The following is a 26,621-nucleotide window of genomic DNA, read 5'->3' as shown; positions in this document are numbered from 1 at the left end:
TCGACAGAGAAGGCCGGGCATGGAGATCAATAGACTAGCCGTGCAGCCAGGCCGGATGACGGCGTGGCGGATCGTTGTGCCGGACCGAAGTCGGTGGCGGCCCGACTCGCGCCGCGCGTCCCATGCTCAAGAGGAACACCTCGACTGCGTTGGAGACGGCCGGCCGACGTGGCTGGCCGTGGCGTTTGAACAATCAGGCGCATTCGACCCGCCCGCCTTCACTCGGGCGGTCCTGAACTGGATCGACCGACACGAGGCATTGCGCAGCCTCATCACCCAGGAAGGTTCGGCGATTCAGCGTTTCACCGTCGGCCCCGGTGCTGCCGCGCTCAACGGGACGGAAGTCGGCGACTACGCCAATACCAGTGAATTGGTCCGGAGGATGGAAGAATTTTTTGACGCGGAGACGAGCCCCCTCCAATGGCCAGCTTACGTGTTGGTTACGGTCAGTCGTCCGGGATCGACCACCGTAGTGCTCGCCTGCGACCACTTCCTCACTGATGGCTACTCATTGGCGTTGGTCCCACATGAAATCTCCAAGTTGTACGCTGCTGCGATAGAGGGTGTGGCACCGCGTTTGCCCGTTGTTCACAGCCATCTGGACTATGCGGAAAGCGAACGAACCCTAATGGCCGGCCTCACAGTCGACCATCCGGCGATCATCCACTGGCGAGAGTTGATCGCGGCAAACGCTGGCCAACTGCCGGATTTCCCAGTGTCCATCGGTAGTTCGAAAGCAGTTGCGCAACGCAGCGGACGGATCTTGCTGTTCGACGCCGCCGCCGCTCGCGAATTTGATCGGGCGTGTCGGATCAACGGGGGAAACACCATGGCCGGGATCTTCGCCTGCTTAGCGATGGTCGGCCGAGCGTTGGCAAATAAACAGGAATTCCATACCGTCACGCCGATTCAAACTCGGCACGATTGGCGATGGAGAAACTCGTTCGGCTGGTACGTCGGAATGAGCCCGGTCAGCTTCAGCGCGGCAGGCGGATTCTCGGAGATCATGGGCGCGGCCAAGTTGGAAATAACGCGAGCCAAGCAAACAGCGCGAGTGCCGTTTAGCAGAGCCATGGACCTGCTCGAAGCCCCGCTGCGCGACCGCTTCATGGTATCCTACTCGGACATTCGCAGCATCCCGGGATCGCATTTGTGGGCCAGCCGGGGGGTGCGATTGTTGGCCAGCGGCAGTGACGATTCGCACGAGACATACCTGTGGATCAACCGGTCACATGAAGGAATCCGTCTAACTTTCCGTCACCCCGGCACAGTTACCGCGCGAGCCGCAGTGGACGGTTATCTTGCGGAACTCGTTACGCTGGCCCACCAGGCAAGCCATGCAACGTCCGAACGATGGCAAATCGGCGACCACATTATTTTAGCCGAGCCGAAAACCTGAAGCATCAAATATGAGAGGCCGGCCGGTGATCGACGGGACCCTGAGCGAAGGGCCGGCTTCTTGCACGGGCTGAGCTACGACCTAGGGATGTTGTTTCAGCGGTGTGCCACATCGTCGGAAAATCCACGCCCTTGTCGCGCGCTGTGTTGCACACCGGGACAGGCCTCGAGACAATGCCGGCCAGTCCCTGATCGAGATCGATCTCGCGCCGCCTCCGCGATCGCATCGGGGGGTCGCTCAACAGCGCATAGCAGAGTTCGGCGTCATCATGACGGGCACAGGATCGACACGGGTAGCCTGACTGAAGCCGCAGTACGGTAGAGCACCGTAGCGCTTCATTTTTTTGCCTGGCGCGTCAATTGAACTCTTGTGGCTAATCTGAGTGCAGCAGCGCAACGCGGAACTTCTTCCGATTCGCAAGCGACGCCGATGGTGATGTCACAACCTCGCGGGCGTCCCGGAGCAGCCCAATTGCGGAACAGTCTCTGGAAACGGACTGATCGCAGCGAATTCAGAAGAAGCCACGACATCGTGGGACATCGGACAGCGCGGACAGATTGAATGGCGCGCGGGAATTCCGCTTCCCGAACGGAGGAATTCTGTCCGCCATTCCTTGGAAGACGCCTGGAAATCGACACTACTGCCGGGTTCGTCACGTGAGCGACACGAACCGTTCGGCGCGGACTCCCTGACGCGCCCTCATGTGAGTCATTGAAGAATGTACAGAAAAATTCTTCTGGGGCATTTTCTGCGCAGTTGGCACAACTTTTGAGACTGCCTTGTAGCGAGGCGACAGGAACTGCCGGCCGACATTCATGTCGCGGGACATGGGGATCGATGAAAGGAGACGTCAGGTCTGTGTCGGATCCACATATCGGAGAAGAAGCATCAGCTGCGGATTCGGGCGGCAATGCAAGCGAAGGTATGCCTACGCTCCATGACCTCATTTGCATAGATGACGAACCGTCATTCCTAATGGAAGCCCATGATGCGGTCTCCGCCGCGATTACCCAGCCTGCCGGTTTCAAGGCGCGTTGGGCGTCCGGCCTCTCGATTTCCTCCAGCCTCGGCGATCGCGATGCGAATGAAGCCTTCTGCAGCGAAGTGGCCAACGTTGTGGAACGTATGGCTCGTGCTGGCGCAAGGAACACGTTGGCATGCGCGTAGAAAACGACCATTGCGATGTGATCGGTGTGTCGGCCGCTCCCACGCAACTTGATAATCTGTCTTCTGCGATTCTGCAGCAGGGGGGGATGGCGCGAGTGTCGCTGCCAGGCGATGTGGTGACCTGGGCGGCAGGCGGTCACGAGACGCTCAGGCGGATGTTTTCCGACCAGCGTTTCAACAGGGACTGGCGACAGTGGCGGGCGCTGCAGGACGGCGAGATTCCCGAGGATCATCCGCTGATCGGGATGTGCAAAGTGGACAACATGGTCACGGCGCATGGTGCCGATCACCGGCGCTTGCGCGGCCTGCTGTCCAAGAGCTTCGCGCCCAGTCGTATCGCCTTGCTGGCGCCACGGATCGAACAATGCGTCGATCGACTCCTGGCCGAGATGGCGCAGCGCGGCGGCAGTGCCGATCTGATGTGCGAGTTCGCCGTTCCGCTGCCCACCCTCGTGATCGCCCAACTGTTCGGTTTGCCGGACGAACAGCACGAGGAGATCGTCGCACTCACCTACAGCCTGGCCAACACCTCCGCCACAGCCGCAGAGGTGCGACAGACGCGGCAGCGCATCCCGGAGTTCTTCCGTCGCCTGATCGCGCTCAAGCGGGGTCAGCTCGGCGACGATCTGGCTTCGGCCCTGATCGTCGCGCGCGACAACGGCGAACTCGTTTCCGACACCGAGCTCATCGACATGCTGTTCATGGTGCTCTCTGCGGGCTTCGTGACCACCACCGGCGTCATCGGCAATGGCGTAGTGGCATTGCTGACGCATCCGCAGCAACTGCACCTGGTGCGCAGCGGCAAAGTTCCGTGGTCACAGGCGATCGAGGAGATCCTGCGCTGGGGCAGCGCAGTTGCCAATCTGCCGTTCCGCTATGCCACCCAGGACGTGGAGATCGACGGATGCATGGTCCGCCGCGGCGACGCCGTCCTGATGGTATTCCATGCGGCGAACCGGGACGAAAAGGCCTTCGGTCCCGGCGCCGACAGGTTCGATGTCACCCGGCGGCACAACCCGCACCTGTCGTTCGGCGAGGGGCCGCATCTCTGCCTGGGCGCTGCGCTGGCGCGCCTGGAATTGCGCTGCGCCTTCCCCGCGCTGTTCGGGCGGCTGGAGGATCTGGCGCTGACCATCGCCGCGGAGGACGTCGTCTACATGCCGTCTTACGTCATTCGCTGCCCGCAGCGCCTGCCGGTCACCTTCCGCCCTGCCATCGGTTAGAGAGTGCGGCATTCACCCCGGATTCGGTGAAATCAAAGAAGCTTTCCAAGAGCTGCTGGGCGGCACCCTGGAGGCGGCATTGATGTGCCAATCCTTCCTCTTCCCGATCAGAAGCCGGCACACCACAATTTCGCTCGACTGCCGCCATTCCGGCACGTACCTGCTCCCGCGCCAGCTGGGACGACCGCCATTTAGCTGGGCCGCGCAAACCTGATCGATGCTGGCGAGACCCGTGCCCGCGAAGTCGCGACGCCAAGCTTCTATTTGAAGGAAGTTCCGGTCATCCGAGCAGCAGACACGCACAAGCCCGAAACTCAGGCAACCTCGGCGTCTCCGTCAGCCGGACAGAACAGTTCCACAGTCAAACCGCTGTCGGAATCGCGCAGGCTCAAGGGAAACTGGTGCAGCCGCGCTATCGCCGAGACCAGGCTCAGCCCGAGGCCAGTTCCAGGCGTCTGGCGGCTGGGGTCGAGCCGATAGAAGCGGCGAAGCACGTTGGCGCGCTCCTCGGCTGGAATTCCGGAGCCAGTATCCCAAACCCGCACGATGGAGCCTGTGGGCGACGCAACCAGCTGAAGCCCGACCCGCCCGCCCGCCGGCGTGAATTTGATGGCGTTGTCGACCAGATTGGCCAAGGCCTCGAAAAGAAGATCGCCATCCGCGTCAACCAGCGCGGCTGGTTGACAGACGACAATGAAGTCGAGGCCGCGCTCTTCCGCAATCGGCTGGTAGAATTCGGCCAGGGCGGTCACGATCTCGCCAAGATCGACCTTTGAAAAATTCTCCCGACGGCGGCTCTGCTCGACCTCGGCAATGCGCATCAGGGCGGCGATGGTGGCGAGCAACTGGTCGATATCGCCCAGGGACTTCTGCATCGCCTCCTTGACAGGTCCGTCATCCGCAATCGCACGCATGCTGCGCTCGAGGCGCGAGCGCAGGCGCGTCAGCGGGGTTCTGAGATCGTGGGCAATTGCGTCCCCTGCCCCTTTCACGTCGCCGACGAGCCGCTCGATCTCGTCGAGCATGGCGTTGACGATCACCGACAGTTTGTCGAACTCGTCCTGACGCTTGTGAACCGGCAATCGCCGGTCGAAATGGCCCTGCATGATGGAACTGCAGGCGCGGCGCACCGCCTCGACGCGACGCAACATTGCCCGGCTCATCACAACCCCGCCGATCAGCGATATGGCCAAGGCCGGGAACACGGCGAGCAGCAAGGCCCGCACGATGATCTCCCTTATCTCGTCGACCGATTCCGTCGCGTGGCCGAGGACGAGGAGGTTGCCGTTCTTGAGACTGGTTGAGACGATACGCACGTGCTCGGAAGTCGAGCCTCCCCCATCGTTGAGGGAAAGCGTCAAAGTTTGCGGATTGTCGAGGCCCGGCAATATTGGCGGCAACGCCACCATATTGCCGGCCAGGCGCGTGCGATCGACGGCGAAGATCCCGAACGCCTTCTCCCGGCGCCGGTCGTCGGCCAGTGCCTTTTGAATGCGGGCCGAAAGCGAGGCCGGATCGCTGTTGGCAAAGGAGCGGGCGTCGGCGACCAGGGCATCGTCGATCTGCCGCGTGAGATAGCCGACGGTCTCCCGGTAGAGGAAGTCGGCCATCGACAAGAGCGCAACAGCCAGGATCGCCGCTGCCCCGATGGTACGGCGGAAGCTTGCCGTCTCCAAAATCCTAATCTTGTGCACGAAGAACGAATCCCCGGCCGCGGACCGTATGGATCAATGGCACTTCACCCGGCTGATCGATCTTGCGGCGCAGGCGGCCGAGGTGAACGTCGACGAGGTTGGTTCCCGGGTCGAAGCGATAGTGCCAGACCTGCTCGAACAGCATGGCCCGCGTGACGACCTGGTTTGCATGCCGAAGCATGTATTCCAGCAGCTTGATCTCGCGCGGCACGAGATCGACTTCGCGCGAGCCGCGTCGCACCGTGCGCGTCAAAAGGTCGAGTTCCAGATCGTGGAGTCGAAGGATCGTCAGGCGCGGATCGGGAGAGCGGCGCGCCAGAACTTCGACGCGCGCCCGCAGTTCCGCCGGAGAGAATGGCTTCACGAGATAGTCGTCTCCTCCTGCCCTCAGTCCTCTGATGCGTTCATCGACGCTGGACAGCGCGCTGAGGACAAGAACCGGCGTATCGATGCCGCCGCGGCGCAAGATTTCGAGCAGGCTCAGACCGTCAAGCCCGGGCAGGAGGCGATCGAGTGTAATCACGTCGAAGACCTGGGTTTGAGCCTTGGCCAACCCATCGGGGCCGCTCGCCGCGCGCTCAACGTCGAACCCCGCCGCACTGAACTCGTCGACGATCTCCTCCGCTGTCTCAGCATCGTCTTCGACGACAAGGACCTTCATCACCGCAGCGGGTCCTCTTTCCGGGCTGGCGTCTGGCGCAGCCGCGCTCTCATTCGGGGCGGGGGCGAGCATGGCCGGCACACCGCTATTGCGCCGGCACAGCGGGATCGGCCGGCCGATGTCCGATCATCCGCTGTTTGACGGCTGTTATCAATCCGGCAAACCGGTGCATATAGAGGTAGATGACCGGCGTGGTGTAGAGGGTCAGCATCTGTGAGACGCAGAGTCCGCCGACAATGGCGATGCCGAGCGGACGCCTCAGTTCCGAGCCAACGCCCGCGCCCAGGGCAAGCGGCAGAGCGCCGAGCAAGGCGCAGAGCGTGGTCATGGTGATCGGGCGGAACCGCAGGATGCAAGCCTCGATGATGGCTTCCTTCGGCGACAAACCTCTTTGCCGCTCGGCCGACACCGCGAAGTCGATCATCATGATCGCGTTCTTCTTGACAATGCCGATGAGAAGGATGATGCCGACGAGGCCCATGACGTCGAGCTGACCTCCGAGGATCATGAGCGCGGCAAGCGCGCCGACACCTGCCGAGGGCAAGGTCGACAGAATGGTGAGCGGGTGGATCACGCTTTCATAGAGCACGCCGAGGACGATGTAGACGGCAACCAGTGCGGCCGCGATCAGCATCGGCTGCGTCCCCAGCGAAGCTTGAAACGCTTGCGCCGTGCCCTGAAAGCCCGTCTGCACCGTGGCTGGCATCCCCAGGCGCGCCTGCATGGCCTTGACGGCAGTGACGGCGTCCCCGAGGGCAACATTCGGTGCGAGGTTGAAGCTCAGCGTAGCCGAGGGGTACAAGCCCTGGTGATTGATCGCCAGAGGCGCCACGGAAGCACCCACCTTGGCAAAGGTGCTGAGCGGGATCTGTTTTGCCGCATTGTTGCCGACATAGAGCGCATCCAGCGCGCCGGTATCGACCCGGTATTGGGGATCGACTTCCATGATGATCTTGTGCTGGTCGAGTTGGGTGAAGATGGTCGCGATCTGACGCTGACCGAACGCATCATAAAGCGTGTCGTCTATGGCCTGGGGGGTGACGCCGAGGCGGGAGGCCGTGTCGCGGTCGATGACGATGTCGGCGTGCGGCGCCGCTGATTGCAGATCGCTGGCAACGTCACGGACCTGAGGCAGCTTGCGCAGCTCGGCGGTCATTGTGTCCGCCCATTTGTACAGCTCAGGCAGATCGGGGTCCTGGAGGGTGTACTGGAACTGGGTCTGGGAACTGCGTCCGCCGACGTTGATGCCCTGCACCGCCTGCATCGCCACGCTGATGCCGGACACCCCCGCCGTTTCCTGACGAAGGCGCGAGATCACCTGATCGGCGGAGAGGGACCGTTGGGAAAACGGCTTGAGGGCGATCTGCAGGATGCCGGAATTCATGCGCCCCGACCCGCCGAGGGTGGACCGGACAGTCTCGATGGCGGGATCCTTCAAGATGAGATCGACCACCTGCTGCTGCTTGGCTGACATGGCCTGAAAGGAGATGTCCTGCGCGGCCTGTGTCGATCCGGAAATCAATCCGAGATCCTGCTGCGGGAAGAACCCCTTCGGGATTGCGAGGAACAGTTGCGCCGTCAGGGCCAGGGTCGCCAAGAAGCAGAGCAGGACAAGCCTTGGATGTCCGACCGCGACGTGCAGCGAACGGCTGTAGCCCTGCTGAATTAAGTCGAAGCCGCGCTCGAGCAGCCGGGACAGCCGGTTGGGCCTGGCCTCCTCTTCGTGGCCCTTGATCATCAAGGCGCACATCATCGGTGTGAGGGTAAGCGAAACGACTGCCGAGATGATCAGCGCCACGGCGACCGTGACCGAAAACTCCCGGAACAGCCGGCCGACCATGCCGCTCATCAGCAGCAGCGGGATGAAGACCGCGATCAGCGAGACCGTCATGGAAACGACCGTGAAGCCGATCTCGCTCGCCCCCTTCAAGGTGGCCTGCAACGGCGATAGGCCGTCCTCGACATGCCGGACGATGTTCTCGATCACGACGATAGCATCGTCGACGACAAAGCCGACGGCGATGGTCAGTCCCATCAGCGAGATGTTGTCGAGCGTGTAGCCCAGCATGTACATCACGCCGAAGGTGCCGATCAGGGAGACGGGGATGGTGACGGCCGGAATCATGGTCGCGCTGAAACTCTTCAGGAAGACGAAAATGGTGAGGACGACCAGCCCGATCGTGATCATGAGCGTGAATTGAACGTCGGCGACGGCGGCACGAACGGCGACGGTGGAATCGCCCACCGTGGCGATACTGACCGAAGGCGGCAGCCGCGATCGCAGTCCGGGCAGCGCGTCCCTCACGCCCTTGACGACATCGACGGCATTGGCGCCCGCTTGCAGATGCACGTCGATCAGCACGGCCTTCTGGTTGTTGTACCAGGCGCCCAGCGTCGTGTTTTCAACGCTGTTTATTGCGCTGCCGATGTCGCTGATGCGCACGGGAGATCCATTGCGGTACGCGATGATTGCCGAATTGACGTTGCCGGTCGTCAGGAGCTGGTCGTTGGCGTCCAGGGTTACCGAGCGCTGCGCGCCGTCAAGCGTGCCCTTCGGGCCGTTGGTAGTCGCCAGCGTCAGCGCGGAGCGAACATCTTCGAGACTCATGCCGAGAGCCGCGAGCTTCGTCGGATCGACCTGGATTCTCATGGCGGATTTCGAGGAGCCAGGCATGTCGACAAAGCCGGCGCCCGGGATTTGCGACAAGGTCTGGGCGACCGTATTGGCCGCGGCATCCATGACCAACGGCAGCGGAATCGTGTCCGACCGCATCACGATGGAGATGACGGTGAACAGCGCTGGATTGATCTTGTGGTAGGTGGGCGGACTCTGCATCGTTTTGGGCAGCGAGCCGCTGGCCGCCGTGATCGCCGTCTGAACGTCCTGAGCCGCGCTATCGATATTGCGGCTGAGATCGAACTGCAGCGTCAGGTTCGAGTTGCCCAGGGTACTCGTGGAGGTCATCTGGGCCATGCCGGGGATGGTCGCGAATTGCTGCTCGAGCGGGCTCGCGACCGTGCTCGCCATGGTTTCGGCATTGGCACCGGGCAATGTGGCCTGCACCGAGACGGTGGGGAAGTCGACCTGCGGCAGCGAGGAGATGGGCAGCAGCATATAGGCGACCAGGCCGACGAGCACGATGCCAAGGGTCAGCAATCCGGTTGCCACGGGTCGCTGGACGAAAATGCTGGAAATGTTCAACTTGCGGTCCTTCGCTTGATAAGCGCACCGATCGGCCTGCTTCCAGGCGCCACCCAATCGGCTGCAGTCCAATTGCGCGCAGCGGATTGGCCGTGCTGCTTCATGGGGTCTGGCTGGTCGCCACGATCGCGGGCGAAGCCGCAGCGTTTTGCGATACGGCCCTGTCAGACAGCGTCGACACCTTCATCCCCGGCTTCAGGCTGTATTGCCCGTCGGTCACCACCGTATCGCCGGGGGTCAAGCCCGATGCGATGACGGTGACGCCACCAGCTACCCGTTTGACCGTCACCGGCTGCTGAACCAGCGTCGAGTCTCCAGGCTTGATCAGATAGACGTAGGTGCCATTGGTCGATTGTTGGACCGCGCTAGAGGGAACGGAGGTCGCGTCGGACAGGAGCGCGCTCCGGAACAGAGCCTTGACGAACTGGCCCGGCTTCAACTGATGATCCTTATTCGGGAAAGTCGCCTTCAATCTGATGGTCGCCGTTGCCGGATCGATGTGATTGTCTACGAGGCTCAACGTTCCCGTGCCGAGCGGTCTGCCATCGTTTGCCGCCAAGGCGGTGATGGCGACCGCGGAGGCCGGCGCTCCAACCGGCCAGTCGCCAATGGCTCCCGACGGAACCGTAAAAACGACCGAGATCGGCTCGAGCTGGTTGATGGTCACGATCCCGGGATCGCTCGGGGTGATCATGTTGCCCTCATCGATCATCCGGATGCCGGCCACGCCATCGATCGGTGAGGAGATCGTGGCATAGTCGAGCTGGGTCTGCGCGCTTTCGATGGCGGCCTTGTCCACCAGGATCATGGCCTCGGTCTGGGCGATCTGCGCCTTCTGCGTCTCGAGGGTCTGGCTGGAGGCGAAGCCCTTCTGTGCCAGTTGCGAAATGCGTTGCAGATCGGCCTGGGCATTGGCGAGCAGAGCCTGGTCCTTGGCCAGATTGGCCTCGGCCTGATGCAGTGGTCCGATCAGGGCTTTCGGATCCAGATGCGCAAGCACGTCGTCGGCATGCACCGTCTGGCCTTCCGTGAACACGATGTCTTTGATCTGCCCGCTGACACGAGGCTTGACCGTCACGCTGTTGAAGGGCTGTACCGTTCCGAGCCCGGTGACCCGGATCGGAACGTTTCCCAACTGTGCCTGAGCCGTGTTGACCGGCGTGGGAGGGGTCGGTGCCGCAGATGCAACTGCTGCCGCGGAAGGACGCGCACCGGCATAGGTAAAGGCCGCGTAAGCGCCACCGCTACATAGGGCGATCGCCAACAGCAAGCGGAAGAAACGCGAGCGGCGAGGCCGCGCCGCAGGAACGAGTTCCGGCCCCATCGGCTCCTGCTGCTTGTCTGAAAACTGTTCGCTCATTGAGCTCTCCTGGTCGAAACCGCGGTGGTACTGCCTTGTTGCACTGCAGCATTACGCCGACGGGCCGGCTGCGCTATTAAAATCCCTGTTAAGAATGGGGTGGTGCGGCCACGTGCGTTCGACGCGGAGTAGACTGGCCACAGGGTTGGGAGCCCTGGTACAAGCGGATTCACAACGTCTAATTCGGCCTTGGGGCAGTTTCCGACGTTTGCAGGGGTCGCTTTTGGGACGCAAAGAAACCTATCCTTTCAACGTCTGCCGTGGCGGGAACTGCAATATCGGTCATAACCGGGGATCTCTCGACGGCGTTTCGGAATCTGTCGAACCATTTGTTCAGGAGATTCAGACGGCGCGAGCTCATGTCCCGCGCGGCCCCAAGTCGAGCCACCAGCGCGGAGAGGTTTTTTGCTGAAACTCGGATGTGGCCGGTGCCTACCGCACAAATTCTCCGACGCCTTGCACGGGAAGCGCATCGCCACACGGTCGCCTCAGGCTGAAGGTCTGCGCCAGAGCTGATCGCCGGCACCAGCGATGCAAAAAGCAAGAGCGGCGGGCCAAGCCCGCCACTCGTTGAGTTTCGAGGCTTCAGATTAGCGACCCCAGATTCCCTGGCCGGATTGGGCCGGCGCATTGATCGTCAGGTCGTTACGCCGAGCTGCATCCCTTACCGTATCCGACGCCCTATCCGACTTCTGGATCGAGCCCGTAAACGTGTTGTCGACATTGCCAATCGGGGCAGTCGGCTGGTTGGCGTTGTTGGAGCCGTAGTGGTCGGAGCCGGCAAATGCAGTGCTCGTGGCTACGAGGATGGCGGCTGCGGTGAGTGCGATCTTGTTCATTTCAATTACTCCGGTACATCATGGTTTCGTCCGTCAAGTGGCGTACCCTTGGGAGGAATTTGCGTCGCTCGGACCACCCCGAAGTGGCTTTGCCTAGCAGCGGTTTCCAATCACAAAGATGTTTCGTCCGCGGCACGAGTCCGGCCCTTGAAATTTCGCGATGAGCTGCGAAGGCCTGGAATTTATTAAAAGTATCAGACGATTAGATAACAGTTCATATGCCGAAGCCTAAGCCAGCGTTCATCCAGTCCTGATAGAAGAGCTTCCTTATACAATTATTTATAGTTCAAAAGATCGAAGTTGGTTGTGTCGCGACCACTCCAGGTCCTGTCCCATCGGGTGGCGTGGCTCGGCGGATTATGAATCCGCTCGCAACGCTACCCGAAGGACTGGCGGCACTTTTACCGCTTGGTGCCGGCATCAGGGTCTCGAGCCTCTCCCCGGATCCCAAGATCATCCGGTTCTACATCAGCGCCTCCGCCGTCGGCGAGCCGAGGCAATAGGAGGGGTCAAATCCTCACTTCGCTTGATAGCGAAACGACCCGTTAGGGCAGCTATTCAGATTGGCACTTCGGGTTGCCGCTCTGGACCCGCATCACGTTGGCAGCCGCCGCGCTGACCACGTGACCGAAGCATGCCTCCCGGGGACGTCGTTAATAGGAAGGCCGCGAAACATCGGCCGCTCGATGATAGGTGCGAAGATACCCCAAAACGAAAGAGACCCTAGAAGAGCCGCCAGCCAATATGGCCCAGCCGCGAGGCACCATATTTTCACGCACCAGACGCTTGACGTCAGGTTGTCGTCAAGAAGGTCTCCTAATCAGTTTCTGCCGCCGCTGTGCTGTTGCCCAACCCCACCGGCCTTTGTGCGGCACGCCCTGCCCGCGTACTTCCTCCCTGCGGGCAGGGCGCCATTCGAGAGATGGCCGAAAAGGAAGCTCTGACAGATGAAGGACTGGAGATAAGTGGCTTTACCGAGAATGATTGCGTCGCCGCTTGGCGACCTGGCATCTACAGCTGAGGCGTTTGCTGAGTTTGAAGACTTGTCAAGGGACTACCGGGACCTTGTTTATCGGCCGGAGTTTGGCTGCCGGCTGCAAAGACGCGCGTAGCAGCTGTGCATTCGGTTGGCGGCGGTTCCATCTTCTTCGTAATGGCAATTTTGGTCAGCGCGACGACTGCGAGCGGGCAGGAGACCAGCCTTGTCGGCATCCATCAGGGTTCAGAGCTCACCGAAGCCGTCCGCCGCCTAGGCCAGGGCGGCTACGAGCTGTCGGACGGCACCTGGGTGCCCTTCGATAAGTGGTTTCATAGCAGCTGGATCGACATGCGATTTGAAATGTTGACGCAGTTGTCGGACGATTTCGGTCTGCTGTGGGGCGCGAGCACGGGTCAACGTGCCGAAAAGGTCCGCATCGACCCAAGTGTGGAACTCGGCTTTGTTGTGCGAAAGCGGCCGAGACCGTCCACGACGCTTTCTCTCACCGTCAGATCCATCTTGGGCGGGAACCTGACGGAACACCCTTGCACGGCTGACTATGGCGCGATTGGCGGCGTCCAAGCGGTGAATTGCCGCCTTGCGGCTTCACAACTCCAGCCTGCGCGCACATTGAAACTTCTATCAAACCTCCACCCAAGCCGACTGAACCTCGAACTCCGGTTCATGCAACAGTTCTGATGATGGTGAACGGCATGGGCGGGACATTTTGCCAATGAACAACAAATCCAGACAGGAAGATTAACATGCGCAAGATCCAATCATTGCCGGTAGGGCTCGTTGCCGGGCTCTTCCTCTGCCTGACGGCAAAAAGTGGTTTTGCAGGTGACCTCAGCGACGGGGGCGCCGCCGCAGAGCTTGCGGGGAGCAGTAGCTCCGGCTGCCCACAAAACGCCGACGGCACCTTTTGTTGGATGAGCCCGGACATTGGCCAGGCTTGGGCATCAGGCTACACCGGTTCCGGTGTGTCGGTGACAATCGTAGATGACTTCACCTCCAATAACGAAGTTGAAGCGGATCTGGGCCTTGGGCCAAAGAGCCAGCCACACGGGAAATGGGTCGCCGAAATAGCTGGCATGGTGGCCCCTGGCGCAAACATGTCTGAGCATGACTATAACTACGGTATCCCGCTCAGCCTGCAGGATGGTCTCAATGTCGTCAATTTGAGCTACGCCAGTTTGGGTCCTGCAGATTTGGATCCGGTTGAGAAGTCCATTGTCGACGTGGCCTGGGCTGGTACTGCTTTCATCGCGAAATCTGCCGGCAACCACAACATCCGGATAGGGACCGGGGAAAACGGGGAATCGGATTTCCTAGCTCTCGAGCTGATGGGGGCGCCAACAACAATCTTTGTCGGTGCGCTCGACCACAATGGCACTCCCGAGAACAAGGCTAAGCTGGCCTCCTATTCGAATTACCCCGGCTTAATTCCGGAGCTGCAGAACCAGTTCCTGACTGTCGGTGTTGAAGACGACAAGACCGGCCTACGGGGAACATCTTACGGCGCGCCTGTGATTTCGGGCTATGCCGCCATCCTTGGCAGCAAATTCACAACAGCGACACCGATCCAGATCAGCAATCAGTTGCTGGATACGGCCAGGACCGACACGATAGTCAACTATGATCCGGAGACTTACGGCCGCGGCGAGGCCAGCCTGTCGAGGGCGCTGGCGCCGATTTCGATCAGATAAGAGAGTGGGTCGATCGCCGATCTGAAATTGCTGCGAGGCGTTGCACGCCGCGACAAATTTGCCTCGTAGCGTCGCAGCCAGGGCTGGCTGCGACTTCAATGCGGTAGAAGCTGCACCCGTTTGCTCCAATGCTCCTCAACCCCACCGCACCCGACGCGACAAAAACAACGTCATTGCTTCAATTGGGACAAAATGTGGAAGTTGCACGCCGTGGAGTAGAGAACCTTCGCGACAAGCATGGGCCAAATCAGATCGACTCTTCCCGGCACCTGAGCTGAGGGTACCGTTATCAACTTCGTCGAGGTGGTCGAGGGCGGCGGAACATTCATTGGCCGGGCATATCTTACGCTCGTCATCGACGTGGCGACAGGCGCGGTGGCCAGCGCTGCGATGCTCGAATGATCGGGCGTGGCGGCCGTCATCATAGGGGCGCGCAATCGCATCAGGCTTCGAACGTCGCAGTCTCCTGCCTCGGCCTGACCGCCAAGGACCTGGACCTCATCGCCGGAGTGCTGGCGGCAATAAGGGAGCTCGAGGACGATGTCTATGGGGTGGAGCACGACACTGGAACGGCAGCCGAATCAGCAACTCCCGTTCGGTCAATGTCCGGCGCGCGGACAAAGTTGGAGATGTTGAATGAGAAAAGCCTTACCGTCCAAGCTAGCTTTAGGCATTTTCGACCATTTGGACGATGACGGTAGCACTATCGCACGTCAATACGAGGACCGTATCAGACTAGCAGAAGCGTGTGATCGGCTCGGTTTCTATGCTTACCACCTAGCAGAGCACCATTGTTCGCCGCATGGGAGAAGCCCATCGCCAAATCTGTTCTTATCGAGCGTTGCACAGCGTACCCGGCAACTTCGTATTGGTCCCTTGGTCATGTTGCTTAGTCTTTGTCATCCGCTGCGTGCGTTTGAGGAGATCTGCATGCTTGACCACTTGAGCGGTGGGAGGGTCGAGCTAGGCATAGGGCGCGGCTCTCTTCCGATCGAGCTAGCGTACTTCGGGATTGATGCGCACACAGTGCCAGGACGCTATCTCGAAGCCAGCGAAATCCTAATGAAGGCGATGAGGCACGCCACTCTTTCCCACCAGGGCAAGCATTTTGAGCTAAACAATGTCCCTTTGACGCTGAAGCCTTATCAACGTCCGCAACCGCCGACGTGGATCGCCACAAACCGACCTGAATCTGCATGCTGGGCCGCTGCAAACGGCGCAAATGTCGCGTGTGTTGGACCCGCCTCGTTGGTTCGCAAGATAACTGACGCTTTCCATTCCGATGGAGGACACAACACTGACACGAACGACCAACCGTCATTTCTCGGACTGCTTCGCATGATAGTAGTCGGGCAGTCTGCGAGCCATGCGTATTCGCTCGCGGCACCCGCCTTCGAACGATGGCTTAAAAGTTTCAAATTCTTGTACGACCTCAATGCTGTGCAGGTTCCACCTAATCTGCCCCTGAGTTTCGACGCGGCGATCGAAAGTGAATTGTGCGTGGTAGGAACGGCGGCATTTGTGCGACGGACTCTGCTTGATCATCTGGACGAGGCGGGCGCTAACTATCTCCTTTGTCAGGTCGCGTTCGGGGATTTGCCCTTGGATGCTTCGCTATACACCGCCATGAGCATTCAATCCGAACTCACGGACGGAGTGGGCTGAGCGCTATAGGGTCTGGCGATCCGCCGGCGTCCCTGGGGGCGACCCGCGCGGAATCGGCGCGAAAGCTGCCCTCGGGCAGACGGAAGGCGGCCGATCAGATCGGCCAACTTCATGTGCTCGCGCGCGGTGCTGTCGACCTTGTGCATCGTGCCGTGGTTGCTCACGCAGGCCGCGAGGCCTCCGTGCTTGAGCAGGCCGATCGCCTACAACCTCTTGCTGCTTGAGAGGTCGAGAACCCGGCACTGCGGCTTTCGGTCATAACCGTGGACGAAGCCGATGTAGCGCGGGGCCATCCTCTGGCAGTGAGCGTCCGACGATCAGTTCGAAGTTTTTCTTGCGGTCCCATCGTAATCGCGAACATATCCGCTCAACCAAAACAGCGACTGCCACGGCGCGGTCAGGGACCGCGGTTCCAAATGCGGCCCGAGGGAGGCGCGCGGAGATGCTCGAAAGGCATCCCGGCTATTGCACATTGTGTCGGTCGCGCTGCGGCTCGATCACGTTGGTCGAGAACGGGCAGATGATCGGCGTCGAGCCGCGTCCAGGCCATCCGACGGGCGGGGCGCTTTGCGCCAAGGGTCGCGCGGCGCCGGAACTCGTCCATAGTCTCAAGCGACTCAGCCGTCCGCTGCGTCGGGCCAGTGCCAAGGGTGAGACACCGGTGCGCTGGCAGGAGATCGGTTGGGACGAGGCGTTGGACGAGATCGCGCAGCGGCTGCTCGCCGTCCGTGCGGAATCAGGCGCCGAGGCGGTTGCCTTCGCCGTCACCACCTTCAGCGGCACCCCGATCGTCGACAGCTATGACTGGGTCGAGCGCTTCATCCGCTGCTTCGGCAGCCCGAACCGGATCTACGCGATCGAGGTCTGCGGCTGGCACAAGGACTATGCCCACGCCCTGACCTTCGGTCGCGGCCTTGGCATACCTCAGTAGGACAAGGCCGACCTGATCGTGCTCTGGGGGCATAATCCGGCGCGAACCTGGCTGGCCCAGGCGAGCCGCGTCGCAGAAGCCCGTCGCCGCGGCGCGAAGGTGGTGGTCATCGACCCCAAGCCCGACGGTTCGGGCCAACAGGCGGATTTGTGGCTGCGGATGCGGCCAGGTGCGGACGCCGCGCTGGCAATGGGCGCCATCCGTCACCTCATCGCGAACCACCGCTATGACGACGCCTTCGTGCGCAACTAGACGAACGCGCCGTTCCTCGTCGACGAGCGGACGGGCGCCTTCATCAGAGCGAGTGAGATCGTCGTCGGGGCTCCTGCCGAGAGCTATCTCATCCTGCGCGACTCTGGCGTCGTGATGCCATACAACACGCGCCGCGCCTTGCCTGACGCCGCATCGGTGCGGCTGGACGCCCGCCTGACCCTACGGGCCACGGACGGCCGCGGCCTCGAAGCCGCGACCGCCTTCACCCTGCTCTCGGAACGCGCCTCGGATTATCCACTGTCGCGGGTGGCGGAGCTGACCTGGCTCGATCAGCAGGGTATCGCGGCCTTCTATGTCCTGCTCGAACAGGCTCCGCGTCTTGCCTACTACACCTGGACCGGAGTCGGGCAGCTCACCAACGCCACGATGACCGAGCGGGTTATCGCGAGCCTTTCCGCTCTTGTCGGCTCCTGCGATCGAGAAGGCGGCAACATTTGGACGGTCCCGCCGCCGACTCCTGCAATCAACGCCATCTCCCTGCTGCCGCCGGGCCAGCTGGAAAAGGCGCTGGGCCTCGAAGAGCTTCCGCTGGGGCCGCCCGCCCGTGGCTGGATCACCGCCCGCGACTTCGTCGCGGCCGTGATCGAAAACCGCGCTATCCGGTGCGGGCGCTGATGAGCTTCAGCACCAATTTCGCGGTCTCGCAGATCGACACCAGCCGCAATCTCGCAGCGCTTCGTGCGCTCGAATTCCATGTTCATGCCCACATGTTCATGAACCCGACGGCCGAATGCGCGGATCTCGTACTGCCCGTGAGCATGCCCTGGGAACGGGACGCGCTGCGCATCGGCTTCGAGATCACGCAGGAGGCGACCGAGACCGTCCAGTTCAGGCAGCAGATGCTGCCCCGGTTTGGCGAGAGCCGGGCCGATTATGAGATCGTGTTGGAACTGGCCAAGCGCATGGGGCTCGGCGACCAGTTCTTCGGTGGCGATATCGTCGCAGGCTGGAACCACCAGCTCGCCCCTCGGCGCCACAGTGGACGATCTGCGCGACCAGTCCGACGGAATGCGCTTCCCGCAGCCCTTCGCCTACCGCAAATTCTCGGCTACGCCGATGACGGCACGGTGCAGGGCTTCGACACACCGACGAGGCGGGTCGAGCTCTACTCGGAGCGCCTGCGCCAGCATGGCCAGGACGCACTGCCCGGTTTCGTCGAGCTCGGCGACAGCCCATCGTCGCCCGGCGCATTGCCGCTTGTCCTGACCACGGCCAAAAGCGGCTTCTACGTCCATACCTCCCACCGACACGTCGCGTCGCTGCGCCGCAAGGCGCCCGACCCCTCGGTCGAGATCAGCTCGGTTCTCGCGGAGGCGCGCGGCCTCGCAACCGGCGACTGGGCGCGGCTGCGCACAACTGGTGCGGCGCGGCTGCGCGTGCGGCTCAATACGGCGCTTGATGCGCGCACGGTCGTCGCCGAATTCGGCTGGTGGGAGGCCTGCGAATCTCTTGGGCGCGCCGGCGGCCCGGTCGAGGGGCACGGCACGATCAACGTCAATGCGATCCTGACCGATTCGCTGCGCGATCCGATCAGCGGATCGGTCCCGCTGCGCGCCCTGACCTGCGATATCGAGCCCTGGCCCGGTGCCAATGGCGGACGCTGGTCGAACACGCGCCGCTTCCGCCTCACCAGCGCACAGCCACAGGGCAACGCGACCATCGCGCTGTTGCTGGCTCCCTGCGACAGGGCCGGCCTGCCCGACTTCCTGCCCGGCCAGCATGTCGTCCTGCGGCTGCCGGACCATCCGCAGGCTCGGGCCTATTCGCTGACGGGGCCTGCGCGCGCGCCAGGAGAACTCTCGCTCGCCGTGCGCTGGGACGCGACAGCCGGGCGCGAAGTCTCGCTCTCCCGCGAAATCCAGGCGCTGCGGATCGGCGACGAAGTCCTGCTCGAGGAGGAGGCGTCTTCACGATCCCCGTCGAGAGCGGGAGGCCGGTCATCCTGCTCGCCAACGGCATCGGGATCACGCCTTTTGTGAGCTATCTGGAGTCCGTGGCACAGGCCCGACCTGAGCCCACCCATCCGATCCATCTCCTGCACGGCTGCCGCGGCGGCATGGAGCACCCACTCGCCGCCCGCCTCGATGCACTCGCCAGCGAGATTCCGTCGCTGAAACGCATCACCGCCTATTCCAGACCGAACGAAGAGGACCGGAGCACGGGACGCTTCCAGCAAGAGGGCCGGCTCGATCTTTGCGGCATTGCTGACGTGCTTTCGCAGCGGCCGCTGGCCTATCTCTGCGGCTCACCCGGCTTCAATACCGCCATGACGGATGAACTCGTCCGTCATGGCGTGCCGCGCTTCGACATCTTCGCGGAGGCCTTCGATACAACGATGGAGATTCCTGACCGACTCAGGCGATGCAGGATCACCATCGCCGGCACGCACCAATCCTTCGAATGGACCCCGGCCGCAGGCTCGATCCTCGACGCCGCTCTGGCCGCCGGCGTGCCGCTGCCGAGCGGTTGCCGCGTCGGCCAATGCGAGAGTTGCGCCATCCAGGTGGTCGATGGCAGTTTTGCACATCTGGTTGAATTCGATGGAGAACCTGGCCGCTGCCTGACCTGTCAGGCGGTTCCGTTGTCCGATATCACCATCGCCACATGATGCCCGCGGTGCGGCCGCCAATCGAGCCGGCACCGTCAATTACCTTGACCTCCCAGCCGATTGCCTTGGCGGCTTCCTCGACACCGGTGGTGACGCCAAGAATGCCGCCGTTCTTGAGGTCGCCGGCCAAAACGACGATGGTCTTGCCCGGCTGCGCTTTTGGGCCGGTGGTTGGGCCGTCCCAGGCTATGACTTTCTGAGCATATTTTCTGCACGACTGCCATGGCATCGGCTTTCGCCTGGCTGGAGAACAGAGCCGGAGCCGCGATGGTGATGGCCACCAAGACGGCGGATGATTTCAGAAATTCCTGCTATTAGTACCTCCCTTTGCTTTCAAGAATTGCGTGTCGTTTCAGAATTTAACTGTTGGATCGTCGGTGATGCGTCACCGGCTGATATCTCCGGCCACGGGGCCGGAACCGGCGGGATGGGCGTTGACGTAGATGGCGTAGAGCGATGTCTGCGCGGTGATGTAGAGGCGGTTGCGCTTGGGACCGCCGAAACAGACATTGGAGACCAGTTCAGGAACCAGCACCCGGCCGATCAGCGTCCCGTCCGGCGCGTAAACCCGCACTGAATCGGCGCTCGAGGCCCAGATATTGCCGTTGCAATCGACGCGGAAACCATCGAACATGCCGGCCTCACACTCGGCAAAGACGTTACTTGCCCGAACCGAGCAGCCGTTGTCGGCGAGTTCATACGCATGGATGGCGCGCGGCAGGCCCGGCACATGGCTGGCGCCGGTATCTGAGACATAGAGTAGCTTCTCGTCGGGTGAGAAGGCGAGACCGTTCGGCTGCACCCTGTCGGTGATGACAGTGGTCAATTCGCCCGCGGCGTCGTCGAACCTGTAGACGTGGCAGCCGCCGATCTCTGGATCGGCGATCTTGCCCTCATAGTGGCTGTCGATGCCGTAGACGGGATCGGTGAACCAGATCGTTCCGTCGGATTTGACCACCACATCGTTTGGCGAGTTGAACCGCTTGCCGTCCATGCTTTCGACCACGACCTGCCAGCGCCCGTCATGCTCGAGCCGGGAGACACGGCGCCCCCCATGCTCGCAACCGACGACGCGGCCTTCGCGATCAAGTGTATGGCCGTTCTGGTTGTTGCACGGCGTCTCGAAGACACTGACGGAGCCGTCGGTTTCATCGTAGCGCAGCAGCCGGTCGTTGGGAATATCAGACCACAGCAGATGCTTTGCCGAGGGCACATAGACCGGACCTTCCGCCCAGCGGCTGCCGGTCCACAGCCGTTCGAGCTTGGCATGGCCGATGATCAGCTTGCCGAAACGCTCGTCCAGGAACTCGTAGTCGCTCATGCTGTCATTCCGAATGGATTCGCGGCACCAGGCATCGCCTCGCAGGCGAGATCCGCGTCAATATCGGCCAGGTGCTCCAGCTTCAACCTCAACTCCGCCTCGAAGGCATAGGCTTCACCGACGCGCGGTCGATACGACGCACGACACTTGGAGCATAATCGAGCCGCAGGCGATAGTTTTCCTGTTCGCCCTCAAAATTATCCGGTGCGTGTTCTAGCCGGGCGATGGTGTCGGTCGGCGTGGTGGTCCCGGCAACTCGACCTCATGCCTGGCGTCAATACGCAGCAGCATGGTCGTGTAACGGAATCTTTCGCTGCCGAAGCGCTCGTCAGCAAATGCCAGATGCCGCGGCGTGCTATATCTCGGCCGCGGCACCCAGTTTCCCGCACTATGGAAGGCGCCCTGAAGCTCAAGGAGAAGTGGTCGAATGGACCATGCGGGTCTGGGACTGCGCAGATCCTCGAGGATCCTGGGGAACAGTGGGCGCAAGTGGAACTGAAGGCAATCTGTGGGCAATCTACCTCGCCCGCGAGACCCTTGATGATCCTGTTCTGATACACTCAGAAGAGGCGCACTACTCGCTTCCAAAGGCGGCAAGAATTCTCCGAATCGAGGCTTTTTCATGCGGGGCTGATGAGTCCGGCACGATCGCCTTAGATGCTCTGGCCGAGGTTGTTCACGCAAATCGGCATCGCAGCATCATTCTCGCATTGACCTGTGGAACGACCATGAAAGGGGCGCATGACGATATCGCCTCCTGCATCAGCGTTCTGAACCAGGCCGGTATCGATCCGAACCGCCGCTTCGTGCACGTCGACGGAGCCCTGAATGCAATGGTTCTTCCCTTCGCAGACGACGTACACGCCGGCATCCGCCCGTCTTTTCGGCATGGTATCGACAGCATTTCGACCTCAGGTCACAAGATGATCGGTACGCCGATGCCCTGCGGCATTCTCGTCGCCCGTCGAGATCATGTCAGTCACGTTGCTTCCGTCGTCAGCTATCTGCGCTCTGACGATACAACCCTGATGGGATCGCGAAACGGCCACGCCGTTCTAGCAATCTGGTACCGGCTCATGCCTCTCGGCGTTGCCGGTTTCCGCAAGAGCGCCCTGGCCTGCATCAAACGCGCCGAAGGTTTTGCGGAAGCACTTCGCTCTGCGGGCGTCCCGGCGCTGCTCAACCCGTGGTCGTTGACAGTTGTGTTTCCGAAACCGTCCGAGAGGCTCGTGACCGAATACCAGCTCGCATGCCATGGCGATCTGGCCCACGCCATCGTTATGCCAAACGTCAAAGCCGATCTTATCGAGCGTTTCGTCGAGGCCTATGCGGCGGAATGGCGCTTTAATATCAAGCAATAGGTATTTTCATGAACAGTCATGCTCAATCTCTCTACAATGGTATTGAAGCGCCTGATCGCTATACGCACCATCGCTTCGATCGATCCATCACCCGTGACATCAAGGCTCTTGCGACTGACAATTGGCACGGCCCACTTTACATCGTGAAAGACTATGCGGTGATCGCTACCCTTGTGTGGCTGGTCGTTGATGTAAGCTGGTGGTTCTATCCTCTCGCGTAATCATGATCGGCGCGCATCAAAGAGGCGTTTCCACTATTTTGCACGATTCCGCGCACGGCGTTCTGACTAAGAATCGTTTGCTGAACTTCCTGCTCGGCACGTGGCCAACCGCTTTTATAAATGAAGGTGTATTCACACCGCAGACGGATCGTTCCTTTGTCTCAAAGATATTTATTCTTCCGTTACTCGGATCAAAAACATACGCATATTTGAAGTATCTGGTACGTAACAGATACCAGGTGATTGTCGCTTCCCTTTCTGGCAAGGAGAGCGCAACGCGAGTTCAGCGTGGAGAAGGGTGGCGCTACGAATTCGATCGCTGGGGCTTCTACGCATTCTGGGCGTCTATTGCCGCGGCGGGTCTGGCCTCCGGCTACTTCCCGGAATTCCTCCTTCTCTGGGTCGTTCCCTACCTCACCTCGTTCCATATCATCGGATGGTTCATCGAGATGTCCGAGCACTGCAGCTCCATCGACAACCAGCACGTCAACCTGCATATGGCGCGAAACCGTCAAAGCCGGAACATCGAGAAGTGGCTGACAGGGATCAACAACGACAACTATCATCTCGATCATCACCTCGATCCGACCACCCCATTCTGGCGTCTACCCGAGGCGCACGCCGTCCGAATGCGCGATCCCGAATATGCGGCGCACTGCTCCGCGACGGGCGGGATATTTCAGTCTGGCCCAAATGGTGAACCTTCCATTCTGAAGCTGATCAGGGACCAGAATCGGAAGCGCTTCATCGAAAGCGCGCCGTTGCCGACCTAAACGCCCATTTTCGAGAAGAACAGATTCCCGGAGACAATCAATGTTGACCAAGACCCAGAGAAATGCCGCCACAACGCAACCCGTTCCGCCGTCAGCGTTGCACGTCGAGACGGCGGTTCTTCACGGCAGCTATCGTTACGATCCGACAACTCTCGCGACGACTGTGCCGATCTATCTCTCGAACGCCTATGCTTTTGAATCTATTGACCACGCGTCAGACGTGTTTGATCTGCGCAGCGAGGGACGCACCTATTCGCGGTTGATGAACCCGACGACGGATATATTCGAGCAGCGCGTTGCTTCTCTGGAGGGCGGCGTCGCGGCTTTGGCGACATCGTCGGGCCAGGCCGCGATTATGCTCGCCATTTTGAATATTGCGGCGGCGGGGGACAACATTGTGAGTTCCGCTCATCTGTATGGCGGGACAATCAATCTGCTTTCTAATACCTTTCAAAGGCTCGGGATCGAAACGCGTTTCGTCGATCCGAGCGATCCTAAACGTTTCCGCGAAGCCTCAGACGATCGTACGCGTTGTTGGTTTGCCGAAGCGTTGCCCAATCCGAAACTCACACCTTTCCCGATCGCGGAGGTCGGCGTGATCGCTGATGAAATAGGCATTCCGCTCATCATCGACAACACAATGACCCCTCTCATCACACGTCCGCTTGAGCTCGGCGCGCATGTGACCTTGCACTCCACGTCAAAATACATCTGCGGCCACGGCACCACGATTGGTGGCGTTGTTGTGGATGGCGGCACCTTTGATTGGGACGCCTATTCCGAACGATTTCCGTTGATGACGCTCCCTGATATTTCCCATGGTAATATCCGTTGGCTCGAGGCGGCGCGTGATCTGCCCGGTCCCTATGGGGCAAGCCCTTTCCTGCTCAAGATGCGCAATACGCTCATGCGTGACTTCGGCCCCTGTCCATCACCATTCGCATCGTTTCTCTGCATCCAGGGCCTAGAGACGCTGCCATTGCGAATGCCACGACATTGCTCCAATGCCCGCCGCGTCGCTGAGTATCTCAAGGAGCATCGGAACGTCCTCGACGTGACCTATCCGAGTTTTGGCGGAATGCTGGAACGGCGTCGCGCCGAGCAGAACATGGGCGACTATGGCGGCCCGATGATCGTTTTCGAAATCGCCGGCGGTATCGATGCCGGCCGGCGGTTTATCGAGCGCCTAGAACTCGTCTACCATGTTGCAAACATCGGCGATGCGAGGACACTCGCCACGCATCCGGCCTCCACGACGCATGCGTCGGTGCCGCAAGCAGCGCGCTTGGCTTCCGGCGTGCGCGACGGAACGATTCGGATTTCCGTCGGGCTTGAACACGTCGACGATATCCTTGCTGATATCGGCCAAGCCATTGATGGGGCCTGACATTGTGGCCGCTATGGCAGAAGACAGCCGGGCGATCGTTGGTGTCGTTTGCGATCGCCAGACGGTTGATGGCGTTGATTATGATGTGGCGCGCGCCCGTTATCTCGAAGCGTTGCGCCTCACCGCTGGCGTCGTTCCAGTCCTGATCCCAGGGGGACTTACCGACAAAGACTTGCGGACCTGCCTGTTGGCCTTCAATGGATTGCTCCTGACCGGCGCGGTGTCAAATGTATCACCGTCACGGTATGGGGGTCCGAAAGCTTGCACCAGCACGCTTGATCTTGATCGCGACAGGACGAGCATCGCTGCGATCGAGATTGCTTTGTCGCTGGGTGTCCCTTTGTTGGGAATCTGCCGTGGGTTGCAGGAACTCAATGTTGCACTTGGAGGCACCCTTTCAAGCAATATCTCGGAAGGTGAAGGCCGAGGTGTGCATGTCGAAGATCTGTCTCTCCCGCGTGATCTTCAATACGCTCCCTCACATGCAATTGTCGCTGAAGGTAATGGCCATATAGCCGAATGCATTCGCCGCCTTAAGACAAATTTTGTTTCTGTCAACACACTGCACCAGCAGGGCATTGCGCGATTGGCGGATAGTCTTGCTGTTGATGCGCTATGCGTGGACGGCGTCATCGAAGCCGTATCGGTAAAGGAGGCAACGACATTTGCCGCAGCTGTGCAATGGCATCCTGAATGGTTTCACGACGAGGATCCGCTCAGCGGTGAAATCTTCCGCGCCTTCGGTGAGGCGTGCGATTTTCATGTAAAGGAACAACGTTACAGCCATGAAAAGTAAGTATCCTTCGCCAATCCTCGGCGCTGCTTTCGCCCTTTTTGCGGCCCTGTCAAATGGAACCGTCGGTGTACTGTCCCGCTCCGCCTTCAATGAAGGCATCGGTCACACGGCTGTCGCGTTCTGGCGTTGCGGCATCGCGCTTTCGCTGATTTCGATCGTCGTTCTCTGGAAAGGTGGGGGTCTGGCCCGATTAACTGCCGCTTTCGCGGGGTCGTGGAAAATTGCGGTTTGCTCCGCACTTGGCATTTTTACGCTTTATCATTTTGAAACCCAAGCTTTCGCTTATGCGCCGATCCCGCTTGTCGCCATCCTCGTTTTTGCCGGGGGGCTTGGCGCAATCGCGCTTGACATCGTCATCTTGAAGGAAAGAGTAACGACGCGGAAGGTGTTTGCCATGGTTATGGTCTTTCTTGGCGGTTTCTTCCTGATTGCCGGCGACGGGCTGGTAACGGGAAGCATGATGGGCGTCACTCTCGCCCTCATTGCTGGCCTGGGTTATGCCAGCTTCATCTTCGCATGGAAATTCTTCAAACTCCGCTCGTCCTTGGAAAATTTCTGGTTGTTCCTGGCGTATGGAGTGGTCATGCTCGCCGTGCCCTATTTATGGAGCGGTGCACAAATCCCGTCAGCAAATGCATTGCCGAGCCTGTTGTTGCTGAGCGTTATTCCGTCATTTTGCGGCTTTTACTGCACGATTCTCGCCCTACAGCATATCGAAGCGTACAAAACACAGGTCATCGAATCGAGCGAGCCGTTCTTTTCCGCGCTCTTTGCCGCCGTGTTCTTCGGCGAATGGCTGACAGGTTCAGGACTGTGTGCGTCCCTGGCCATCATTCTTGGTGCGTTAATCACGTCAATGCCTGATCGTCGCGGCGTCCCCTTACAGGGGAACAAGAGCAGTGCGAAATCGTACGCCGCCTTTATTAACCAAAGACAGCTACGGTTGATTTGATGATGATTCCTCCATCCAGGCTTCGGCGCATCTGACGCCCCGTGGCGGCGCGAAAGACCTCAGTAGTTGCAGCGCCGGGGGCACCCGCGACCAGATGGTT

Annotated in this window: 21 protein-coding genes and 3 pseudogenes; 16 read left to right on the top strand and 8 right to left on the bottom strand. The window is 60.6% G+C overall.

All coding sequences use genetic code 11. The annotated features are described in order from the left end of the window. Positions 1-19 precede the first annotated feature (19 nt). From O7A70_RS31245 to O7A70_RS31235, 3 genes are all read left to right on the top strand, one after another. Entirely contained in the window at positions 20-1,399 is a 1,380-nt protein-coding gene (locus tag O7A70_RS31245; RefSeq protein WP_337143782.1) for a condensation domain-containing protein, read from the top strand. Between the two features lie 837 nt (positions 1,400-2,236). Further along, on the top strand, positions 2,237-2,566 hold the full coding sequence (locus O7A70_RS34325; RefSeq protein ID WP_442921235.1) for an isocitrate lyase/phosphoenolpyruvate mutase family protein: 330 nt from the start codon (positions 2,237-2,239) through the stop codon (positions 2,564-2,566). Continuing rightward, on the top strand, positions 2,557-3,789 hold the full coding sequence (locus tag O7A70_RS31235) for a cytochrome P450 family protein (RefSeq protein ID WP_337143781.1): 1,233 nt from the start codon (positions 2,557-2,559) through the stop codon (positions 3,787-3,789). The genes O7A70_RS34325 and O7A70_RS31235 overlap by 10 nt, the downstream gene beginning before the upstream one ends. Positions 3,790-4,103: 314 nt before the next feature. Here O7A70_RS31235 and O7A70_RS31230 read toward each other — a convergent pair whose 3' ends face one another. The 5 genes from O7A70_RS31230 to O7A70_RS31210 all read right to left on the bottom strand — a co-directional run bounded on the left by O7A70_RS31230 (position 4,104) and on the right by O7A70_RS31210 (position 11,545). Next, on the bottom strand, positions 4,104-5,483 hold the full coding sequence (locus O7A70_RS31230) for a sensor histidine kinase (RefSeq protein WP_337143780.1): 1,380 nt from the start codon (positions 5,481-5,483) through the stop codon (positions 4,104-4,106). Beyond that, entirely contained in the window at positions 5,470-6,147 is a 678-nt protein-coding gene (locus tag O7A70_RS31225) for a response regulator transcription factor (protein ID WP_337143794.1), read from the bottom strand. The genes O7A70_RS31230 and O7A70_RS31225 overlap by 14 nt, the downstream gene beginning before the upstream one ends. 82 nt (positions 6,148-6,229) lie before the next feature. Further along, positions 6,230-9,346 carry an efflux RND transporter permease subunit gene (locus O7A70_RS31220; RefSeq protein ID WP_337143779.1) on the bottom strand — a complete coding sequence of 1,039 codons (3,117 nt, stop codon included), beginning with the start codon at positions 9,344-9,346 and terminating at the stop codon, positions 6,230-6,232. A gap of 100 nt (positions 9,347-9,446) precedes the next feature. Continuing rightward, the gene (locus tag O7A70_RS31215; protein WP_337143778.1) at positions 9,447-10,706 is read right to left on the bottom strand and encodes an efflux RND transporter periplasmic adaptor subunit; all 1,260 of its coding nucleotides are present in this window, start codon (positions 10,704-10,706) and stop codon (positions 9,447-9,449) included. 590 nt (positions 10,707-11,296) lie between these two features. After that, positions 11,297-11,545 (bottom strand): DUF680 domain-containing protein, encoded by a 249-nt coding sequence (locus O7A70_RS31210; protein WP_337143777.1) that lies wholly within the window; start codon positions 11,543-11,545, stop codon positions 11,297-11,299. 1,153 nt (positions 11,546-12,698) lie between these two features. Here O7A70_RS31210 and O7A70_RS31205 point away from each other — a divergent pair. From O7A70_RS31205 to O7A70_RS31175, 7 genes and pseudogenes are all read left to right on the top strand, one after another. Next, a complete protein-coding gene (locus O7A70_RS31205; protein WP_337143776.1) occupies positions 12,699-13,223 on the top strand; it encodes a hypothetical protein in 525 nt (174 codons plus the stop codon). A gap of 65 nt (positions 13,224-13,288) precedes the next feature. Next, positions 13,289-14,233, top strand: coding sequence for a S8/S53 family peptidase (locus tag O7A70_RS31200; protein WP_337143775.1), 945 nt, complete (start codon positions 13,289-13,291; stop codon positions 14,231-14,233). A gap of 636 nt (positions 14,234-14,869) precedes the next feature. Continuing rightward, complete coding sequence (locus tag O7A70_RS31195; RefSeq protein WP_337143774.1) at positions 14,870-15,898, top strand: LLM class flavin-dependent oxidoreductase; 1,029 nt, start codon at positions 14,870-14,872, stop codon at positions 15,896-15,898. 442 nt (positions 15,899-16,340) lie between these two features. After that, positions 16,341-17,081, top strand: a pseudogene (locus tag O7A70_RS31190) (molybdopterin-dependent oxidoreductase). Positions 17,082-17,195: 114 nt separating this feature from the next. After that, a complete protein-coding gene (locus tag O7A70_RS31185; protein ID WP_337143773.1) occupies positions 17,196-17,717 on the top strand; it encodes a hypothetical protein in 522 nt (173 codons plus the stop codon). Then, complete coding sequence (locus O7A70_RS31180; protein WP_337143772.1) at positions 17,717-19,081, top strand: molybdopterin dinucleotide binding domain-containing protein; 1,365 nt, start codon at positions 17,717-17,719, stop codon at positions 19,079-19,081. The genes O7A70_RS31185 and O7A70_RS31180 overlap by 1 nt, the downstream gene beginning before the upstream one ends. Then, a complete protein-coding gene (locus O7A70_RS31175) occupies positions 19,078-19,710 on the top strand; it encodes a flavin reductase family protein (protein WP_337143771.1) in 633 nt (210 codons plus the stop codon). The genes O7A70_RS31180 and O7A70_RS31175 overlap by 4 nt, the downstream gene beginning before the upstream one ends. A 4-nt stretch (positions 19,711-19,714) precedes the next feature. On the opposite strand, the pseudogene O7A70_RS31170 reads toward O7A70_RS31175, so the two are convergent. Further along, positions 19,715-19,964: pseudogene (locus O7A70_RS31170) on the bottom strand (substrate-binding domain-containing protein); the annotation flags it as partial. A gap of 131 nt (positions 19,965-20,095) precedes the next feature. Then, positions 20,096-21,031, bottom strand: a complete 936-nt coding sequence (locus O7A70_RS31165; RefSeq protein WP_337143770.1) for an SMP-30/gluconolactonase/LRE family protein — start codon at positions 21,029-21,031, stop codon at positions 20,096-20,098. 224 nt (positions 21,032-21,255) lie between these two features. On the opposite strand from O7A70_RS31165, the gene O7A70_RS31160 reads away from it, so the two are divergent. From O7A70_RS31160 to O7A70_RS31135, 6 genes are read left to right on the top strand one after another with little or no spacing between them, the layout of a single operon-like run. Beyond that, positions 21,256-22,392: a histidine decarboxylase gene (locus tag O7A70_RS31160; protein ID WP_337143769.1), complete on the top strand. Its 1,137-nt coding sequence runs from the start codon at positions 21,256-21,258 to the stop codon at positions 22,390-22,392. An 8-nt stretch (positions 22,393-22,400) separates the two neighbouring features. Continuing rightward, positions 22,401-22,613 (top strand): hypothetical protein, encoded by a 213-nt coding sequence (locus O7A70_RS31155; RefSeq protein ID WP_337143768.1) that lies wholly within the window; start codon positions 22,401-22,403, stop codon positions 22,611-22,613. A gap of 2 nt (positions 22,614-22,615) precedes the next feature. After that, positions 22,616-23,386, top strand: coding sequence for a fatty acid desaturase (locus tag O7A70_RS31150; protein WP_337143767.1), 771 nt, complete (start codon positions 22,616-22,618; stop codon positions 23,384-23,386). A 40-nt stretch (positions 23,387-23,426) separates the two neighbouring features. Next, a complete protein-coding gene (locus O7A70_RS31145) occupies positions 23,427-24,773 on the top strand; it encodes an O-acetylhomoserine aminocarboxypropyltransferase/cysteine synthase family protein (protein ID WP_337143766.1) in 1,347 nt (448 codons plus the stop codon). Beyond that, positions 24,718-25,569: a gamma-glutamyl-gamma-aminobutyrate hydrolase family protein gene (locus tag O7A70_RS31140; protein WP_337143765.1), complete on the top strand. Its 852-nt coding sequence runs from the start codon at positions 24,718-24,720 to the stop codon at positions 25,567-25,569. Before O7A70_RS31145 ends, O7A70_RS31140 begins: the two co-directional genes overlap by 56 nt. Continuing rightward, on the top strand, positions 25,559-26,521 hold the full coding sequence (locus tag O7A70_RS31135; RefSeq protein ID WP_337143764.1) for a DMT family transporter: 963 nt from the start codon (positions 25,559-25,561) through the stop codon (positions 26,519-26,521). The genes O7A70_RS31140 and O7A70_RS31135 overlap by 11 nt, the downstream gene beginning before the upstream one ends. Here the strand turns inward: O7A70_RS31135 and O7A70_RS31130 are convergent. After that, positions 26,493-26,621 (bottom strand): annotated as a pseudogene (locus O7A70_RS31130) (IS1595 family transposase); the annotation flags it as partial. The gene O7A70_RS31135 and the pseudogene O7A70_RS31130 sit on opposite strands and share 29 nt — an antisense overlap.

The sequence above is a fragment of the Mesorhizobium sp. Cs1299R1N1 genome (assembly GCF_037179655.1).
Taxonomy (GTDB): Bacteria; Pseudomonadota; Alphaproteobacteria; order Rhizobiales; family Rhizobiaceae; genus Mesorhizobium; species Mesorhizobium salmacidum.
Note: the sequence above shows the minus strand (reverse complement) of the source record. Positions and strands in the feature narration are given on the sequence as shown.

Bases quoted from the DNA above. Each gene is read 5' to 3' on its own strand.
- O7A70_RS31160 (WP_337143769.1), top strand. From the start codon at position 21,256: ATGGTGTCGGTCGGCGTGGTGGTCCCGGCAACTCGACCTCATGCCTGG.
- O7A70_RS31205 (WP_337143776.1), top strand. From the start codon at position 12,699: ATGGCAATTTTGGTCAGCGCGACGACTGCGAGCGGGCAGGAGACCAGC.
- O7A70_RS34325 (WP_442921235.1), top strand. From the start codon at position 2,237: ATGAAAGGAGACGTCAGGTCTGTGTCGGATCCACATATCGGAGAAGAA.
- O7A70_RS31150 (WP_337143767.1), top strand. From the start codon at position 22,616: ATGATCGGCGCGCATCAAAGAGGCGTTTCCACTATTTTGCACGATTCC.
- O7A70_RS31135 (WP_337143764.1), top strand. From the start codon at position 25,559: ATGAAAAGTAAGTATCCTTCGCCAATCCTCGGCGCTGCTTTCGCCCTT.
- O7A70_RS31185 (WP_337143773.1), top strand. From the start codon at position 17,196: ATGCCATACAACACGCGCCGCGCCTTGCCTGACGCCGCATCGGTGCGG.
- O7A70_RS31165 (WP_337143770.1), bottom strand. From the start codon at position 21,031: ATGAGCGACTACGAGTTCCTGGACGAGCGTTTCGGCAAGCTGATCATC.
- O7A70_RS31145 (WP_337143766.1), top strand. From the start codon at position 23,427: ATGTTGACCAAGACCCAGAGAAATGCCGCCACAACGCAACCCGTTCCG.
- O7A70_RS31235 (WP_337143781.1), top strand. From the start codon at position 2,557: ATGCGCGTAGAAAACGACCATTGCGATGTGATCGGTGTGTCGGCCGCT.
- O7A70_RS31155 (WP_337143768.1), top strand. From the start codon at position 22,401: ATGAACAGTCATGCTCAATCTCTCTACAATGGTATTGAAGCGCCTGAT.
- O7A70_RS31200 (WP_337143775.1), top strand. From the start codon at position 13,289: ATGCGCAAGATCCAATCATTGCCGGTAGGGCTCGTTGCCGGGCTCTTC.
- O7A70_RS31215 (WP_337143778.1), bottom strand. From the start codon at position 10,706: ATGAGCGAACAGTTTTCAGACAAGCAGCAGGAGCCGATGGGGCCGGAA.
- O7A70_RS31245 (WP_337143782.1), top strand. From the start codon at position 20: ATGGAGATCAATAGACTAGCCGTGCAGCCAGGCCGGATGACGGCGTGG.
- O7A70_RS31180 (WP_337143772.1), top strand. From the start codon at position 17,717: ATGAGCTTCAGCACCAATTTCGCGGTCTCGCAGATCGACACCAGCCGC.
- O7A70_RS31195 (WP_337143774.1), top strand. From the start codon at position 14,870: ATGAGAAAAGCCTTACCGTCCAAGCTAGCTTTAGGCATTTTCGACCAT.
- O7A70_RS31210 (WP_337143777.1), bottom strand. From the start codon at position 11,545: ATGAACAAGATCGCACTCACCGCAGCCGCCATCCTCGTAGCCACGAGC.